General features: G+C 71.6%; 15 protein-coding genes. 6 read left to right on the forward strand and 9 right to left on the reverse strand.

Going from position 1 to position 14,999, the window contains the following annotated elements:
• Positions 1 to 68 precede the first annotated feature (68 nt).
• Positions 69 to 590 carry a peptide-methionine (S)-S-oxide reductase MsrA gene (gene msrA / locus ITJ69_RS11960; protein ID WP_194672858.1) on the forward strand — a complete coding sequence of 174 codons (522 nt, stop codon included), beginning with the start codon at positions 69 to 71 and terminating at the stop codon, positions 588 to 590.
• Between the two features lie 150 nt (positions 591 to 740).
• On the opposite strand, the gene ITJ69_RS11965 is transcribed toward msrA, so the two are convergent.
• Positions 741 to 1,742, reverse strand: a complete 1,002-nt coding sequence (locus ITJ69_RS11965; protein ID WP_194672859.1) for an aldo/keto reductase — start codon at positions 1,740 to 1,742, stop codon at positions 741 to 743.
• Positions 1,743 to 1,862: 120 nt separating this feature from the next.
• Here ITJ69_RS11965 and ppk2 point away from each other — a divergent pair, with 120 nt between their 5' ends.
• The 3 genes from ppk2 to ITJ69_RS11980 all read left to right on the forward strand — a co-directional run bounded on the left by ppk2 (position 1,863) and on the right by ITJ69_RS11980 (position 3,945).
• Positions 1,863 to 2,810 (forward strand): polyphosphate kinase 2, encoded by a 948-nt coding sequence (gene ppk2, locus ITJ69_RS11970; protein ID WP_131880988.1) that lies wholly within the window; start codon positions 1,863 to 1,865, stop codon positions 2,808 to 2,810.
• An 86-nt stretch (positions 2,811 to 2,896) separates the two neighbouring features.
• Positions 2,897 to 3,433 (forward strand): hypothetical protein, encoded by a 537-nt coding sequence (locus ITJ69_RS11975; protein WP_194672860.1) that lies wholly within the window; start codon positions 2,897 to 2,899, stop codon positions 3,431 to 3,433.
• Complete coding sequence (locus tag ITJ69_RS11980) at positions 3,430 to 3,945, forward strand: DUF6611 family protein (RefSeq protein WP_194672861.1); 516 nt, start codon at positions 3,430 to 3,432, stop codon at positions 3,943 to 3,945. Before ITJ69_RS11975 ends, ITJ69_RS11980 begins: the two co-directional genes overlap by 4 nt.
• 42 nt (positions 3,946 to 3,987) lie before the next feature.
• Here the strand turns inward: ITJ69_RS11980 and ITJ69_RS11985 are convergent, their stop codons facing one another.
• Entirely contained in the window at positions 3,988 to 4,797 is an 810-nt protein-coding gene (locus ITJ69_RS11985; protein ID WP_131922038.1) for an N-acyl homoserine lactonase family protein, read from the reverse strand.
• A gap of 77 nt (positions 4,798 to 4,874) precedes the next feature.
• Here ITJ69_RS11985 and ITJ69_RS11990 point away from each other — a divergent pair, with 77 nt between their 5' ends.
• Together ITJ69_RS11990 and ITJ69_RS11995 are read left to right on the forward strand one after the other, a co-directional pair.
• Positions 4,875 to 5,525, forward strand: coding sequence for a cyclase family protein (locus tag ITJ69_RS11990; protein ID WP_131844886.1), 651 nt, complete (start codon positions 4,875 to 4,877; stop codon positions 5,523 to 5,525).
• A complete protein-coding gene (locus tag ITJ69_RS11995; RefSeq protein ID WP_194672862.1) occupies positions 5,522 to 6,208 on the forward strand; it encodes an alpha/beta hydrolase in 687 nt (228 codons plus the stop codon). Before ITJ69_RS11990 ends, ITJ69_RS11995 begins: the two co-directional genes overlap by 4 nt.
• Positions 6,209 to 6,238: 30 nt before the next feature.
• Here ITJ69_RS11995 and ITJ69_RS12000 read toward each other — a convergent pair whose 3' ends face one another.
• The 7 genes from ITJ69_RS12000 to ITJ69_RS12030 form a co-directional block, all read right to left on the reverse strand.
• Positions 6,239 to 7,516, reverse strand: coding sequence for a metal-dependent hydrolase family protein (locus ITJ69_RS12000; RefSeq protein ID WP_194672863.1), 1,278 nt, complete (start codon positions 7,514 to 7,516; stop codon positions 6,239 to 6,241).
• A gap of 19 nt (positions 7,517 to 7,535) precedes the next feature.
• Entirely contained in the window at positions 7,536 to 8,354 is an 819-nt protein-coding gene (locus ITJ69_RS12005; protein ID WP_194672864.1) for an ABC transporter ATP-binding protein, read from the reverse strand.
• Complete coding sequence (locus tag ITJ69_RS12010; protein ID WP_323743092.1) at positions 8,351 to 10,093, reverse strand: dipeptide/oligopeptide/nickel ABC transporter permease/ATP-binding protein; 1,743 nt, start codon at positions 10,091 to 10,093, stop codon at positions 8,351 to 8,353. Before ITJ69_RS12010 ends, ITJ69_RS12005 begins: the two co-directional genes overlap by 4 nt.
• The gene (locus tag ITJ69_RS12015) at positions 10,086 to 11,147 is read right to left on the reverse strand and encodes an ABC transporter permease (RefSeq protein ID WP_194672865.1); all 1,062 of its coding nucleotides are present in this window, start codon (positions 11,145 to 11,147) and stop codon (positions 10,086 to 10,088) included. The genes ITJ69_RS12010 and ITJ69_RS12015 overlap by 8 nt, the downstream gene beginning before the upstream one ends.
• A gap of 121 nt (positions 11,148 to 11,268) precedes the next feature.
• Entirely contained in the window at positions 11,269 to 12,849 is a 1,581-nt protein-coding gene (locus ITJ69_RS12020; RefSeq protein ID WP_166673572.1) for an ABC transporter substrate-binding protein, read from the reverse strand.
• Between the two features lie 110 nt (positions 12,850 to 12,959).
• Entirely contained in the window at positions 12,960 to 14,351 is a 1,392-nt protein-coding gene (locus ITJ69_RS12025; protein WP_194672866.1) for an amidohydrolase, read from the reverse strand.
• Entirely contained in the window at positions 14,344 to 14,949 is a 606-nt protein-coding gene (locus ITJ69_RS12030) for a cysteine hydrolase family protein (protein WP_194672867.1), read from the reverse strand. The genes ITJ69_RS12025 and ITJ69_RS12030 overlap by 8 nt, the downstream gene beginning before the upstream one ends.
• Positions 14,950 to 14,999 lie beyond the last annotated feature (50 nt).

Consider the following 14,999-nt stretch of genomic DNA (forward strand, 5'->3'; position numbering starts at 1 on the left):
CGCAGCCCCGTTGCCGGTTGCACCACACGGTGCCGCAGCCAGCGGCACGACGACCTCAGGAGGCCACCATGACCACCACCGAAACCGCCATCCTCGCCGGCGGCTGCTTCTGGGGAGCGCAGCAGCTCCTCCGCCGCCGACCCGGCATCATCAGCACCCGCGTCGGCTACTCGGGTGGCGACACACCGAACGCGACGTACCGCAACCACGGTGACCACGCCGAGGCGGTCGAGATTGTCTTCGACCCGTCGGTGATCTCGTACCGCGACCTGCTCGAGTTCTTCTTCCAGATCCACGACCCGTCGACGAAGGACCGCCAGGGTAACGACGTCGGCCGCGCCTACCGTTCGGCGATCTTCTTCACCTCGCCCGAGCAGGAGCAGGTCGCGCGCGACACCATCGCCGACGTCGACGCCTCCGGCATCTGGCCCGGCAAGGTCGTCACCGAGGTCGAGCCCGCTGGCGACTTCTGGCAGGCCGAGGAGGAGCACCAGGACTACCTCGAGAAGTACCCCGCCGGGTACACGTGCCACTTCGTGCGTCCGGGGTGGAAGCTCCCGCAGCGCGACGAGGCGACCGCGGCGGTCTAGGGCAACCCACCAAGCGACGGGAGGTGGGCCCCACCCGCCGGTACCGGCGCACCGCGCCAGCGGGGCGACGGCCGTGACGGGAGGGACGGTGCCAGCTGGCACCGCGCCTCCCGTCTGCTCTTGGGTCACGCCCACTGCATCCGGCGCACGTCAGCCGCGTGGCACCAGTGCGTCGATCGCCGCGAGCTCCTCGTCGGTGAGCGGGGCGCCCGCGAGCGAGTCGAGCGTGCCGTCCAGCTGACGGACGCTCGACGCCCCGACCAGCGCCGACGTGACGGCCGGCTGCCGGAGCACCCACGTGATCGCGAGCTGCGCGAGCGTCTGCCCGCGGGCAGCCGCGATGTCGTTGAGTGCCCGCGCCGTGGTCAGGTACTCGTCGTCGATGCGGTCCGCACCGAACCAGCGGCCCTCGGCCGCACGCGACCCGACCGGCACCGAACCGTCCAGGTAGCGGTCCGTCAACAGCCCGCCGGCCAGCGGTGAGAACACGATCGCACCGGTGCCGAGTCGCGTGAGCTCGTCGAAGAGCCCGTCCTCGGGGACGCGGTCGAACATGTTGTAGCGCGGCTGGTGGATGAGCAGGTGCATGTTCTCGGCGGCGAGCGCCTCGGCTGCCGCAGCGGTCTGCGCCGGGTCGTAGTTCGAGATGCCCGCGTAGAGCGCCTTGCCCGAACGGACCGCGGTCACGAGCGCGCTGACCGTCTCCTCGATCGGGGTCTCGGGGTCGGGACGGTGCGAGTAGAACACGTCGACGTAGTCGAGCCCGAGGCGCCCGAGCGACTGGTCGAGCGACGCGAGCATGTACTTGCGGGAGCCCCGGTCACCGTACGGGCCCGGCCACATGTCGTAGCCGGCCTTCGTCGACACCACGATCTCATCGCGGTACGGACGCAGGTCCGAATCGAGGATGCGGCCGAACTGCTCCTCGGCCGACCCGGGAGGCGGACCGTAGTTGTTCGCCAGGTCGAAGTGGGTGATCCCGCGGTCGAAGGCGTGCAGCACGATGTCGCGCTGCGTGGCGAGTGCGCGGTCGGCGCCGAAGTTGTTCCACAGGCCGAGGGAGATGCGCGGCAGCATGAGGCCACTCCTTCCCACGCGCTGGTACGGGAGCTGCTCGTAGCGGTCGGCGGCAGGCAGGTGGACGTCAGGCATCGTTGCTCGATCCGGGGTCGGGGACAGGCCATCGAGAACGCTACCGCTTCGGGTCACGCAGCCGCTTGGTCACCTGAGGGACACGTCCGGTTGGGCAGTTGTCGGGTCACACAGGACAGGATGGGACCAGCCGACCGATCGGCGGGCAGAGGAGACACCGTGGACACAGCGCCGTACTCGCAACCACTCCGGGAGTACATCGAGCAGCTCCGGACCGAGGGCTACAGCGTCGCCGACGGGCACACCGCTGACCCGGACCTCATCGACCCGCACGGCAACCCCGTCCTGACGTGGCGCGACGACTACCCGTACGACGAGCGGCTGCCGCGCGAGGAGTACGAGTACGCGAAGTACCAGCTGCAGATCGAGCTCCTGAAGTGCCAGTACTGGCTCGAGGACACCGGCCAGAAGGTCGTCGTGCTGTTCGAGGGGCGTGACGCCGCGGGCAAGGGCGGCACCATCAAGCGGTTCACGGAGCACCTCAACCCCCGCACCTCGCGCGTGGTGGCGCTCAGCAAGCCGAGCGAGCGGGAACGTGGTGAGTGGTACTTCCAGCGCTACGTGCAGCACCTGCCGTCGGCCGGCGAGATGGTCCTGTTCGACCGCTCCTGGTACAACCGCGCCGGCGTCGAGCGGGTCATGGGGTTCTGCGACGACGCCGAGTACGAGTCGTTCATGACCCAGGTGCCGCAGTTCGAGCGGATGCTCGTCGACTCCGGCATCCACCTGACGAAGTTCTGGTTCTCGGTCACCCGCCGCGAGCAGCGCACCCGCTTCGCGATGCGTCAGCTCGACCCGGTTCGCCGGTGGAAGCTGTCCGACATCGACCTGCTGTCCCTCGACCGCTGGGAGGACTACACCGAGGCGAAGATGGCGATGTTCACGCGCACCGACAAGCGGTACGCGCCGTGGACCATCGTGCGGTCGAACGACAAGAAGCGCGCCCGTCTCAACGCGATGCGGTACTTCCTGACGCAGTTCGACTACCCGGACAAGGCGGTCGACGTGATCGGCAAGCCGGACCCGCTCATCGTGCGGCGCGGCAAGCGGGACGTCGACATCGAGTGAGCGGACCGTCAGGAGTCGGCCCTCGGGCGTAGGGATTCCGTCAGGGCACTTTCCCCCTTGCCCGTCCGCGCGGGAACGTGTCCGGTGTGACACTGACAGCGATCATGCCGACGCTCCGTGCGTCCCTGCCGGATCCGATGGACCCGGTCCTGTGGCCGGCCCACACCGTGGCGACCTCCGACGACCTGGTGGTCGCCGCGATCTCGATGGTCCGGCTCGCCGACCTGACCGGCACCCCGAGCGTCCACACCGCGGAGCAGTCGCCGCCGCGCTACCGCCCGCGCGGCTGGACCCCTCGTGACGTGAGCGTCGCGGTCGCGTCGGTCACCCGTGTCCGACGGCCGCGCACCGGGGTGGTGCTCCTGGAACTGGACGCGGTCCTGCCGACCTGCGCCGTGCTCGACCAGGTGCGTCTGATCGGACGCCGGAGCACCGCTCCCCTCGCCACGATGTACGTCGTGTCCCGATGTGACGGCCAGGCCGACGGTCCGTTCCACCGCCTCCCGGCCCCGCTGCCGGCCGACGTCCGCGATGGCGACCTCGTCTGCTTCCCCTGCCTGACGACCGTCCGGCACCGGGACGTCGTCCCCGTCCGCGCCGAGCTCCTGCCGGTGGAACGGTGACCACGGCGCCGGCCGTCCGTGACCGCCTGATCGACGGGCCGCACCTGTGGGGCCGGTACACGATCCGGCCGGTGGGGCGCACGTTGTGGGCCTCGCGGACGCTCGTCGTGTTCCCGCCCGGGACCAGCAGGAGTGAACGCCTGCTGGTCCGAGCGTGGCACGTCTGGCCCGCCGTCGGGGCGTTCACCGCGCTCGTGGTCGCGGTCGTCGCGGTCTCGGTACCGGCGGCGGGCATGCCCGTCGGACTCGCGCTGTACGCCGCGGGGTTCGCGGTGCTCGCGCGGGCCACCAGACGACTGCGGCCACGGGTGCGCTCGATCACCGTGACCACGTTCCTGGGCAACGGTCGGCCGGAGGTGCACGGCGACGAGCGGCTCCTCGCCGGGTCGCTCGACGCGCTCTCGATCCTGGAGCGGGCGGTGCGGGCGCATCGGCTCGCGCCCGTCGACTTCGAGCTCGTCTGGGCGGATGTGTGGGCCGCACTGCCGGAGCAACCACCGCGGGCAGGGTGACCCATCCCGAGCACGGTGCCCCGCTGGCTCGGACCCGCAGGCTCAGCGCCGCCACGCCGCCCACTCGGGGTCGTGCCCGGGCCAGACCTCGACGCCGGGCTCGGCGGCCAGGTCCGCCAGCCGGTCGATCGAACGCTGCGCCTCGAGCTCGTCCCCGGCCCTCCCCACCCACCCACACGGAGTCCGCTCGGTGAGGTTCCGCTCGAGGTCGGCGGCGTCGCACGCGAGCACCACGGTCCGATCCGGCAGGTCGACGCGGAACGACTGGTGCCCCGGCGTGTGACCGCGGGTGTCGAGTGCGGTCAGGCCGGATGCCAGTCCCGTGTCCCCGTCGAGCAGGAACACCCGGACGTCGGCGTCGAGCACGTCGTCGACGACGACCGTCTCCCGCCGACCGATGCCGCTCTGCAACCAGTCCCACTCCCGTCGCTGCAGCGCGACGGGGGTGCCCGGTGGGACGAGCCGGAGGCCGCCCGTGTGGTCGAGGTGCACGTGCGAGATCGCGCAGAGCGCCAGGTCGTCCCACGCCAGTCCCGCAGCCGCGACCCCCTCGGCGAGCGCGTCGCCGGGCGGCACGACCGCCGTGTAGCTCTCGTACTCGTAGTGCGCGGCCCGCTCCTCGGGGTCGCGCACGCGGTCGACGTTGAACCCGCCGTCGAGGAGCACCCAGCCGTGGTCGAAGACGACGGCCGCGGCGGTGACGGGTTCGAGCAGGAAGCGTGCGGGATCGCCGCCCCGCAGGGAGATCGACTCGGGGATCGGTTCCCACCCGAGCACGAGCGGCACGAGCCCGCGTGGCCGGCCCCCGAGTGCGGCTCCGGTCCACACCGCCCCGTCGAACGTCTTCGCCATGCCCTTGCACCTCCGGCTTGATTGGATACAATTTGTGCCAATCCGAATCCATTGTGCCGGAGTTCCGGGAGGACGCCATGACCGACGCGATCGACATCAACATCCCCATCTCCCCCGAGATGCTGCACTGGGGCCGGCGCCCCACCTTCGAGATGGTCGAGGAGATCGCGGACGGGTACCCGTCGGACGTCTCCCGCTGGCTGATCGGTGCACACACGGGCACGCACGTCGACGCGCCGTCGCACTTCGTGCCCGGTGCGACGACCGTCGACGAGATCGCGCTCGAGAGCGTGGTCGGCCCGGTCCGCGTCCTCGACCTGCGACACGTCGTCGAGGAGATCACCGCCGACGACCTCGAGGAGGCGGGTGCGGCCGGCGCCGAGCGCGTGCTGTTCCGCACGCGCAACTCGACCGACGCGCTGACCCGGAACGAGCGGTCGGAGACGTGGGTCGGCCTCGGCCCGAGCGGCGCGCAGTGGCTGGTCGACCGCGGGGTCCGGTTCGCCGGCATCGACTACATGACGATGGAGGCCCCGGCGCACACCGAGGCGTGGCCGACACACGTCGCCCTGTGCGGCGCCGGCGTCGTGATCCTCGAGAACGCGGACCTGTCCGAGGTCGAGCCCGGCGACTACCTGATGGTCTGCCAGCCGGTGCCGTTCGCGGGGCGCGAGGCCGCTCCCGCTCCGACCGTCCTGCTCCCCCTCGCCGTGGCGACCCACGCATGAGCGTCCACGTGGTCCTGGTCCACGGTGCCGGCGGTTCGCCGTCCACCTGGTCGTCCGTCGCCCCGCTCCTGCGCGACCGCCGCATCCCGTACACGCTCGCCGACAACGCGATGACCTCGCTCCGCGACGACGAGGCCACGGTCCGCGCCCTGGTCGACGGCATCGACGGCCCGGTCCTGCTCGTCGGCCACTCCTACGGCGGCGCCGTCATCACGAACGCGGGCACGCACGACCGCGTCGTCGGACTGGTCTACGTCGCGGCCTTCGCTCCGGACGCGGGCGAGTCGGTCTCCGGGATCGTCGAGACCCGAGAACCCGCTCTCGTCTCGCAGTACATGCACCGCGGCCCGGCCGGCGAGTGGATCGCACAGGTCGACGAGGAGTCGCGGCTGGCGCTCGCCTGGGACGTCCCGGAGGACGTGCTGCTCGCCGCACGTGCCGAGGGGCGGGTCACCGCCGACGCCGCGTTCCAGCAGCCCACCGGCGAGCCCGCGTGGCGGACCCGCCCGAGCTGGTACCTGGTCGCCACGAGCGACCGGCACCTGCTGCCCGCGATCCAGCGCGACTTCGTCGCCCGGATGGGTGCAGTGGTCGACGAGGTCGACACGAGCCACGCGGTCGCGCACGCCGCTCCGGACCGGGTCGTCGCCGTCATCGAGAGCGCGGTGGCCGCGCTGCGCTGACCACCGTCGGCTGCGCGGGTGGTGCCACGGTCAGGAGGCCGTGGTCACCAGTCCGTCCAGGTCCTTGACCACACGACCCGCCTGCAGGACCGCGCGCACGCTGGCAGCGTCGGCCAGCGCGCCGACGTCGGCGAGCGGGTCGACGCCCGAGACGACCAGGTCACCGGCCTTGCCGGGCTCGACGGAGCCGAGCCGGGCCTCCAGACCGAGCAGCCGGGCACCCTGCAGCGTGCCGGCCGTGATCGCGTCGAGCGGCGAGAGCCCGACCTGCTCGAGGCGGGCGAGCTCGGCGAGGTTCCGACCGTGCGGGTGCACACCCGCGTCGGTGCCGAGCGCGACGGGCACGCCGGCGGCGACGGCACGTCGCACGCTGTCGATGCCGCGAGCGTGCAGTGCCGCGCGCTGTGCGAGGCGTTCCGCAGAGGCGGTGGACGGGTCGAGTTCGCGCAGGAGCGTGCTGAGGGTGGGGACGAGCACCGTGCCGCGTTCGACCATGAGCGCGATGGTGTCGTCGTGCAGGTCGTAGCCGTGTTCGATGCTGGCGGCTCCGCCGAGCACGGCGGCACGGACCGCGGCGTCGGTGAGCGCGTGGGCGGTGACCGGGCGGCCGCCGCGTTCGCCGACCAGGTGGACGACGAGCCGCACCTGGTCCTCGGTGATGCCGACATCGTCCGGGTCGTCGGTCGGCGAACCGACCCCTCCGGACGTGGAGACCTTGATCGCGTCGGCGCCGGTGCGGAGCAGCGAGCGGACCGTCCGGACGACGTCCTCGTCGGTGTCGACGACGCCCGGCGCGGGCATGCCCGGCCGGACGGCCCAGGCCGGCAGCGACCCGTTCGGCCGGACCGGGTCGGCGTGGCCACCAGTCGGCGAGAGCATGGCGATCGCGAGGTGCAGGCGCGGACCGACGACGGTGCCCCGGGCGACGGCCTCGCGGTAGCCGGGGGTCAGCCCGTCCAGGTCCCGCGCGGTCGTGACGCCGGCGTGCAGGGTGCTCCGGAGCACCTCGGCGACCTCGAGCACGTGCTCCTCCGGGAACCGTGCCCGCTGTTCCTCGGGCGTCGTCGGCACCATGCTGAGGTGCACGTGCGCGTCGACGAAGCCGGGCAGCAGCCACCGGCCGGTCAGGTCGACCGTCGGCACGTCCGCGGCCGGGGCGCGCCGTGGACCGACGTAGGTGACGTCGCCGTCACGCAGCTCGACCTCGGCGTCGGCGCGGGGCGGCGCACCCGTGCCGTCGACCAGGGTCGCGCCGACCAGTCGGAGCACGCCGTCGGCGTGCGGGGTCGTCGGGAGTCGTGCCGCCACAGCGGGCCTTCCGGGTCGGTCAGCCGGCCAGGCTGAAACGGGCGGAACCGGGGTCCGCGTCGAGGAGACGACGCGTGTACCAGTGCTGCGGATCGGCGTAGATCTGCTCGACCGGACCGGCCTCGACGACCTCACCCTGGTACAGCACGACGACCTCGTCGCTCACACGCTGCACGACCGCCAGGTTGTGCGAGATGAACATCATCGTCAGGCCGAGGGACTCCTTGATGTCGGCGAGCAGCTCCAGGATCTGCGCCTGTACCGAGACGTCGAGCGCCGAGGTGATCTCGTCGGCGATGACCAGGTGCGGGTCGATGACGAGGCCGCGGGCGATGGCGATGCGCTGCCGTTGCCCGCCGGAGAACTCGTGCGGGTAGCGGTGCATCATGTCCCGGGAAAGCCCGACCCGCTCGAGCCAGCCGCCGATGCGGTCCTCGTGGGTGGCGACCCGGGGGCGGACGGGGTCGATCGCCTCGGCCAGGGTCTGCGCGACGGTCCGTCGCGGCGAGAGCGACGAGTACGGGTCCTGCGGGATCATCTGGATCCGGCGGCGGTACCCGCGCAGGGTCGACCGGTCGGCCGCGGTCAGGTCGACGCCGTCCACCGCGGCGCTGCCCGAGGCGGGCTTCACGGTGCCGACCAGGACCTTGGCGAGGGTGGACTTGCCCGAGCCGGACTCGCCGACGACGCCGACGGTGCGACCTCGCTCGAGGCGGAGGTCGACGCCGTGCAGGACGGTCGTCGAGCCGAACGCGACGTCGAGGGCGTGGACGTCGATCATGGGGGCCGTGCCGGTGTCGGTTGCGCGGCGTTCGCGCGTCGTCGTGGTGTCGGTCATGCGTGTGCCTCCGCCTGCTCGGTGCGCGTGGACTCCGTGGGCAGCGTCACGACCGGAGTGGCCGCCAGGAGCTGCTTCGTGTACGGGTGGTCGACGGTGTCCGGGGAGAGCCCGGCGACGTCGTCGATGCGCTCGACGATCTCGCCGTTCCGCATCACCAGGACCCGGTCGCACAGTGCTCGGACGACCCCGAGGTCGTGGGAGATGAACAGCACGGCGGTGCCGGAGTCCTCGTTCATCCGCTTCAGCACCGTCAGCACCTCGCGCTGGACGGTGACGTCGAGGGCGGTGGTCGGTTCGTCCGCGATGAGCAGGTCGGGCTTCGTGCTCATCGCCGACGCGATCATCGCGCGCTGCTTCATGCCGCCGGAGAGCTGGTGCGGGTACTGGCGCAGTCGACCCTCGGGATCGGTCAGCATCACGGCGCGGAAGCCCTGCGTCAGGAGTCGGATCGCGTCCCGTCGGCTGTGTCGCAGCCGCATCCGCAGCACGTCGGACAACTGGATGCCGAGCACCATGGCCGGGTTCAGCGCGGTGCCCGGGTCCTGGTAGACCAGGCCGATGCGGGATGCGAGCACGCGGTCCGGCACACGACCGAGCAGGTCGACGCCGCCGAGTTCGAGCCGCCGCGCGGAGCCCTCGAGCCCCTCGCCCAGCAGCTTGGCGACGAGCGAGGCCGTCAACGACTTGCCCGAACCGGACTCGCCGACGATCCCGAGCACCTCGCCCCGCCGGATGGTGAACGAAACGTCCTTGACCAGGGCGCGTCCACTGGCGGCGTGCTGCACCGAGATGCCGTCCGCGACGAGCACGGCGTCGTCCTCGACCGCGAGCGTCGACGGGCCGGTCGCGCGGGTGGTGCGGGACCGCGTGGTGTTCGACCGCGGGTTCGCGGCAGCGGCCAGTCCGTCCCCGACGAGCAGGGCGGCGAGGGAGGCGAAGGTCAGCGCGACCGCGGGGCCGACGATGACGACGGGGTTCACGACGATCCGGTCCAACCCGTCGTTGAGCAGGGTTCCCCAGTCGAACGCGGGGGTCTGCGCGCCGAGGCCGATGAAGGACAGTCCGGAGATCTCGACGAGCGAGCCGGAGAAGGCACCGGCGATCAGGATCAGCGTCGGCTCGGCCATGTTCGGCAGGACGTGCCGCATGGCGACCCGGTGCGCCGGGACCCCCATCAGGCGTGCGGTGGTGACGTACTCGCTGGTGGAGATCTTCGCCGCCAGGTTGGCGGTCAGACGGGCGAAGCCGGCGATGTTCGCGACGGCGATGGCCACGACGACCTGCACCATGCCCTGCCCGAGGATCGCGGCGACGATGATCGCGACGAGCATCGTCGGGTAGCTGACCGCGAACTCGATCCCGCGCAGCCCGAGCTCGCGCACCCGGCGGGGGGCGAGCCAGACGCCGATACCGAGCGCGATGCCCACGATCGCGGACAGGGCCGTGGCGGCGAGCGCCATCAGGACCGTGGCCCGGGTGGCGACCAGGGTGCGCGCGAGCATGTCGCGGCCGAGGGTGTCGGTACCGAGCGGGTGCTCGGCGGTGGACCCCAGCCCAGAGGTACCGCCGATGCCCGTGGCCTGGGCGCCGAACACGAACGGTGCGACGACCGCCACGATCAGGATCAGCCCGAACATCGCCAAGCCGACGATCAGCCCGCCGTTCCACGCGAAGGTGCGGGGACGCGATGCCGGGTCGGTCGAGGCCGCCTGGACGGCGGTGATGGTGTCAGCCACGCTTCTCCCCGAGGGTGCGCGGGTCGATGAGACCCAGGATGATGTCGATGACCAGGGTGATCACGAGCGAGATGAGCCCGATCACGAAGACCGCGGCGCGGATCACGGGGTAGTCCTTGTCCACCGCGATCGCCTGCACGATGACGCCGCCCAGGCCCGGCCACGCGAAGACCGCCTCGGTGATGAGTGCCGAGCCGAGCAGGGCCGTCAGGATGATCCCGGACAGCGTCAGTGCGGTGGTGAGCAGGTTCGGCAGCATGTGCTTGGCGTAGATCGACAGTGCCGGCAGCCGCCACCCGCGGGCGGTGCGCATGTAGTCCTGCTCGAGGATGACGGCGGTCTCACGGCGGACGATGCGGGCCACCGAGCACGTGCCGCCCACGGTGAGCGAGGCGATCGGCAGGACCGCCGCCGCGCCGAAGTCGTAGGCCGGCGAGTACGCGGGCGGCAGCACGTGCAGCAGGACCGCGAAGACGACGACGAACCCGGTGGCGAGCACGTACGTGGGGATCGACGAGATCAGGCCGGTGACCGCCGAGAACGAGACGTCGAGCCAGCGGTGCCGGTCGCCGCGGGTGAGGACACCGACGGTCATGCCGAGTGCGAGTCCGAGGACGAGCAGCAGCAGGACCGCGGCGATCGTGATCGTCAGCGTGTACGGCACGGCCGTCATGACGATGTCCATCGCCGGTGCGCGGTACTTGTACGAGTCACCGAAGTCGCCCTGCACGACGCCGTCGACGTAGTGCCACAGCTGGACGGGGATCGGCTGGTCGAGACCGAGTTGGTGCCGGACGAGCTCGACCTGGGCGAGCGTCGCGGTGTCGCCGGCGATGGCCGTTGCCGGGTCGCCGGGGATGAGCTGCACGATGAGGAACGTCACGAGGACGAGCAGCGCCAGGTTGATGACGAGTCCGACGGCACGGCGGAGCAGGAAGCGGCGCCATGCGCCACCGAGGCTCGCGGCCCGGAGTGCGGCGGCGGTCGGGGTTCCCGGAGACCCGGGGGTGCCCGGACCGGGCACGGGGAGATGGTCGACGGTGGTGGTGCTCATCGCGGGTCCTCCTGGTGCTCCGGTCCGGGCTGGGTGGTGCGGTGGTGCGGTGGTGCGCGTTGCGCGTTGCGCGTTGCGCGTTGCGCGTTGCGCGTTGCGTGGCGCTCGTTCGGTCAGGCGATCAGGAGACGATCCGCATCGCGGAGACGTCCCAGTAGCCCGAGAACACGTGGGTCTCGAAGCCCTTGCGGGCGACGTACCGGTGCGTGTCCGTGATGAGCGGGGTCATGTCGACGCGCTCGAGGATCGACTTCTGCGCGGTGGCGAAGTCCTCGCACTGCTGGTCGGCGTCCGACGTGGCCATCGCCGCCTGGTAGGCCGCGAGTCCCTCGGGGTTGTCGCTCGAGGACACGTTCGTGCCGCCCTCGGCGTAGGTCGGTCCGACGTAGCGCGCGATCGAGGTGTTGATCAGCCCGGTCTGCGCGTCCTCGGCCGCCACGGCGACGTCCCAGGTCTTGGGCTCGGTGCGCATCTGCTTGGTCCAGTCGGCAGGGTCCGGTGCCGAGACCTTCACGGTCGCACCGGCGTTCCGCAGCGACTCCGCCAGGAAGTCGGCGGCGGGGTCCCAGTTCGACATGATGAGCAGGCGGATCGTCTTGCCCGTGAGCTCCTTCGTCGCGGCCTTCGCGTCGTAGGACTGCACGAGCGACGAGTCGTCCACCGCGCAGCGGTAGCTCGCCGCGTTCACCGTGTTCTGCTCGACCCCGAGTCCGTCGAGACCGGCGTTGTTGAACCCCTTCGTGTCGATCGCCTGGGCGACCGCGGCACGGAGCGGCTGGTCGTCGGCGAACACCGAGCCGGAGCCCTCTGCCTCGTTGAACACGAGGTTGTAGGCCGAGCTGGCGAACTTCACGGTGGAGTAGTCGTCGCCGCTGAAGCGCTCGGCGTTCGAGTCGTAGAAGCGTGCGACGTCGACACCGCCGGACTGCAGCAGGTTGGCGCTCGTGTTCGAATCGCCCTGCACGGTCAGGTTGATCGTCTTGGCCGGCTCACCGGTGACGGTCTTCCACGCCGGCCAGGCGTCGTAGTCGGACCGCAGCGCGTACGAGACGCTCTTGCCGGCCGAGGACTTCGCGAGCGTGTACGGGCCGGACCAGGCGCCGTCGACGGTGCCGGCCGCGAGGCCCTTCGTGTCGGCGAGACCGGCCGGGCAGATGATCCCGGTACCGGGGCGGGTCAGGCCGCCGAGCAGCTGCGAGTACGGCTCGCTGAGCGAGATCGTCAGCGTGCCGGCGGCGTCGTCGGCGGTGAACTTCGGGTCACCCGAGCCGAAGGCCTGGTTCTTCCAGGTCTGCGCACCCGAGTCGTCGAGGCCGACCAGGTACTCGAAGGACTTCTCGACGACCGTCGGCGTGATCTCGGTGCCGTCGGAGCACGTGGCGCCGTCGCGGATCGTGAACTCGTACTTCGACGCCGACTCGGCGTCCCACTTCGTCGCGAGCCCGCCGATGTAGCCGCCGTCGTCGCCCTCGCCCTGCCGGAGCAGGGTGTCGAAGCCGAGTCGTGCGACCTCGACGTCCGAGCTGGCCGAGGCCTTCGCGGGGTCGAAGGTGGCCGGGGCGTACCAGAGCTCTGCGTTGATCGTGTCGGTGCTCGACGAGCTGTCGCCGCCGTCAGCGGAGCCGGACGCGGTGCACGCGCTCAGGGAGAGTCCGACGGCGGTCGCCAACGCGACGCCGACGAGGATGCGCTTCCTCACCATGGTGCTGTCCTCCAGTGGGATTCGGGGTGATGCCAGGGAGTCAGTCCCAGGGTCGGGTCCAACTTGGATCCAATTTAGAACAATCCGCATCCAACTATGTTTCGAGTGGATTACATCTGCCCGGGACGAGCCGCGGCGTCGAAGACCGTCACGCCGCCGACGTCGGTGCGCAGGACCCGCGCCGCGGCGAACTCGTCGACCGTGCACGCGGCCGGGTCCACATCGAGCAGCACCCAGTCCGCCAGGGCGCCGGCGCGCAGCACGCCGCGGCGATCCTCGGCGAAGGACGCGTGTGCCGCACCGCGCGTGTAGGCCTCGACCGCCTCGAGCACCGAGAGTGCCTGTGCCGGGCCGATCGGCTCGTCGAGGCCGCGCATCCGACGGGCTGCGGCGACGGGGACCACCTCGCGCGGGTCGAAGGGGAAGTACGGCGCGTCCGAGCCCATGGCGACCGTGGCACCGGCGTCGGCCCAGGTCCGCATCGGGTTGACCTCGTCGACACGGCTGCCGAGCCGGCGCTGCAGCCCGGCGGCGTTCTTCCAGGCGATCGAGGGCTGCAGCGACGCCACGACACCGAGGCGCGCCGCACGGTCGGCGCTCGCGACGCTCGGCTCGAGGTACGCGTGGATGAGCTGGCAGCGGAGTCCGGCGACCGATCGCCCCGTGTCCCGTTCCGCTGCCTCGAGCCCGTCGAGCACCTCGGCGACCGCACGACTGCCCACCGCGTGGACGCCGAGTCCCCACCCCGCGGCCACGCACGACGCTGCAAGGCGGGCGAAGTCAGCCGCCGAGATCCGCTGCACGCCGTGGTCGTCGCCGGTCCAGGGCCGTTCGAGCAGCGCCTGCCCCTTCATGCCCTCGCCGTCGTAGTAGACCTTGACCGGGCCGAGCCGGAGGCGGTCGTCGCCGTCACCGGTCACGCCGTCGATCGAGTCGAGCACCGCCAGGGCCGCATCGACGTCGGGAACCGCTGCACTGCCGAGCTCGGGGTAGGGCATCGCGACCACGCGCAGGGTCAGGAGTCCCTGCCGGTGCGCCTCCCGGTACCCCTCGAGCTCGGGCAGCGTGACGGCCGGGTCGACGACACCGGTGAACCCCATCGCATGCAGCAGCGGCTGGATGCGGCGGATCGCGGCGAGCCGGTCCCCGAGCGTCGGCGGTGCGTCCCCGATCCAGTCCGGGGCGTCCGGGTCCGCGTCGCCGTCGGCGAGCATCGCGGCCGAGAACGTCGCGGCGTCGGCGTCGCCGTCCACGAGCTGCAGCGCTTTGAGTCCGGCGCGCTGCGCGTGCGCGTGGGCGTCGGTGAACCCCGGCAGGACGGTGCCCTCGACGTGGTCCTCGGCCGTGCCCTCCGGAGCCGCCGCCCGCACGTCGTCGAGCGTCCCGACCGCCGCGATCCGGTCGCCGACGACGAGCAGGGCCTCGGCGGTCGGCACCCCGGGGTCCATCGTCCGGACGTGCCCGACGACGATCCGCGCGGACCGGCCGGCCGCCTCACACACCGACGGCCTCCCGCTCGTCGAGCCAGGTGCGCACGTCCGCAGCGGTCACGAGGGCGTCCCGCTGCAGGTACCCGATCGCCTCCAGTGCCGCGTCGTGCGCGCGTTCGCTCGACCCGGCGACGCAGTCGGTCAGGACCCGGACGGCGTAGTCGTGCTGGTGGGCGTCGGCCGCCGTGTAGTGGATGCAGACGTCGGTGAGTCCGCCGACGAGCAGGACGGTGCCGGCTTTGTACGCCTTGAGCACGATCTCGAGCTCGGTGCCGAAGAACGCCGAGTAGCGCCGCTTGCGGATGACGAACTCCTCGGGCCGAGGGTCGATCCACGAGGCCAGCTCGGTCTGCTCCTCGCCTTCGATGCAGTGCGGGCCCTCGGCGCCGTCGAGCTCACGGCCGATGTCGACGAGGTCCGGCTTGTGGACCTCCTGGATGAAGACGACGGGCACACCCGAGGAGCGGCAGTGCTCGATGAGGTCACGGACGCGCGGTGCGCGCTCGGCACGGCCGCCCATCACGGGGATGCCGGGCGTGGGCATCGTCGAGGCAGCTCCGCCCTGGATGTCGACGACGATCAGGACGGGGTTGCCGGAGACGGCGAGCATGCTGGTGGTTCCTTCCGGGACGGATCGTGCAGCGGGTGGGGACCGGTGCG

It is taken from the genome of Curtobacterium sp. VKM Ac-2887 (genome assembly GCF_015350935.1).
Taxonomy (GTDB): domain Bacteria; phylum Actinomycetota; class Actinomycetes; order Actinomycetales; family Microbacteriaceae; genus Curtobacterium.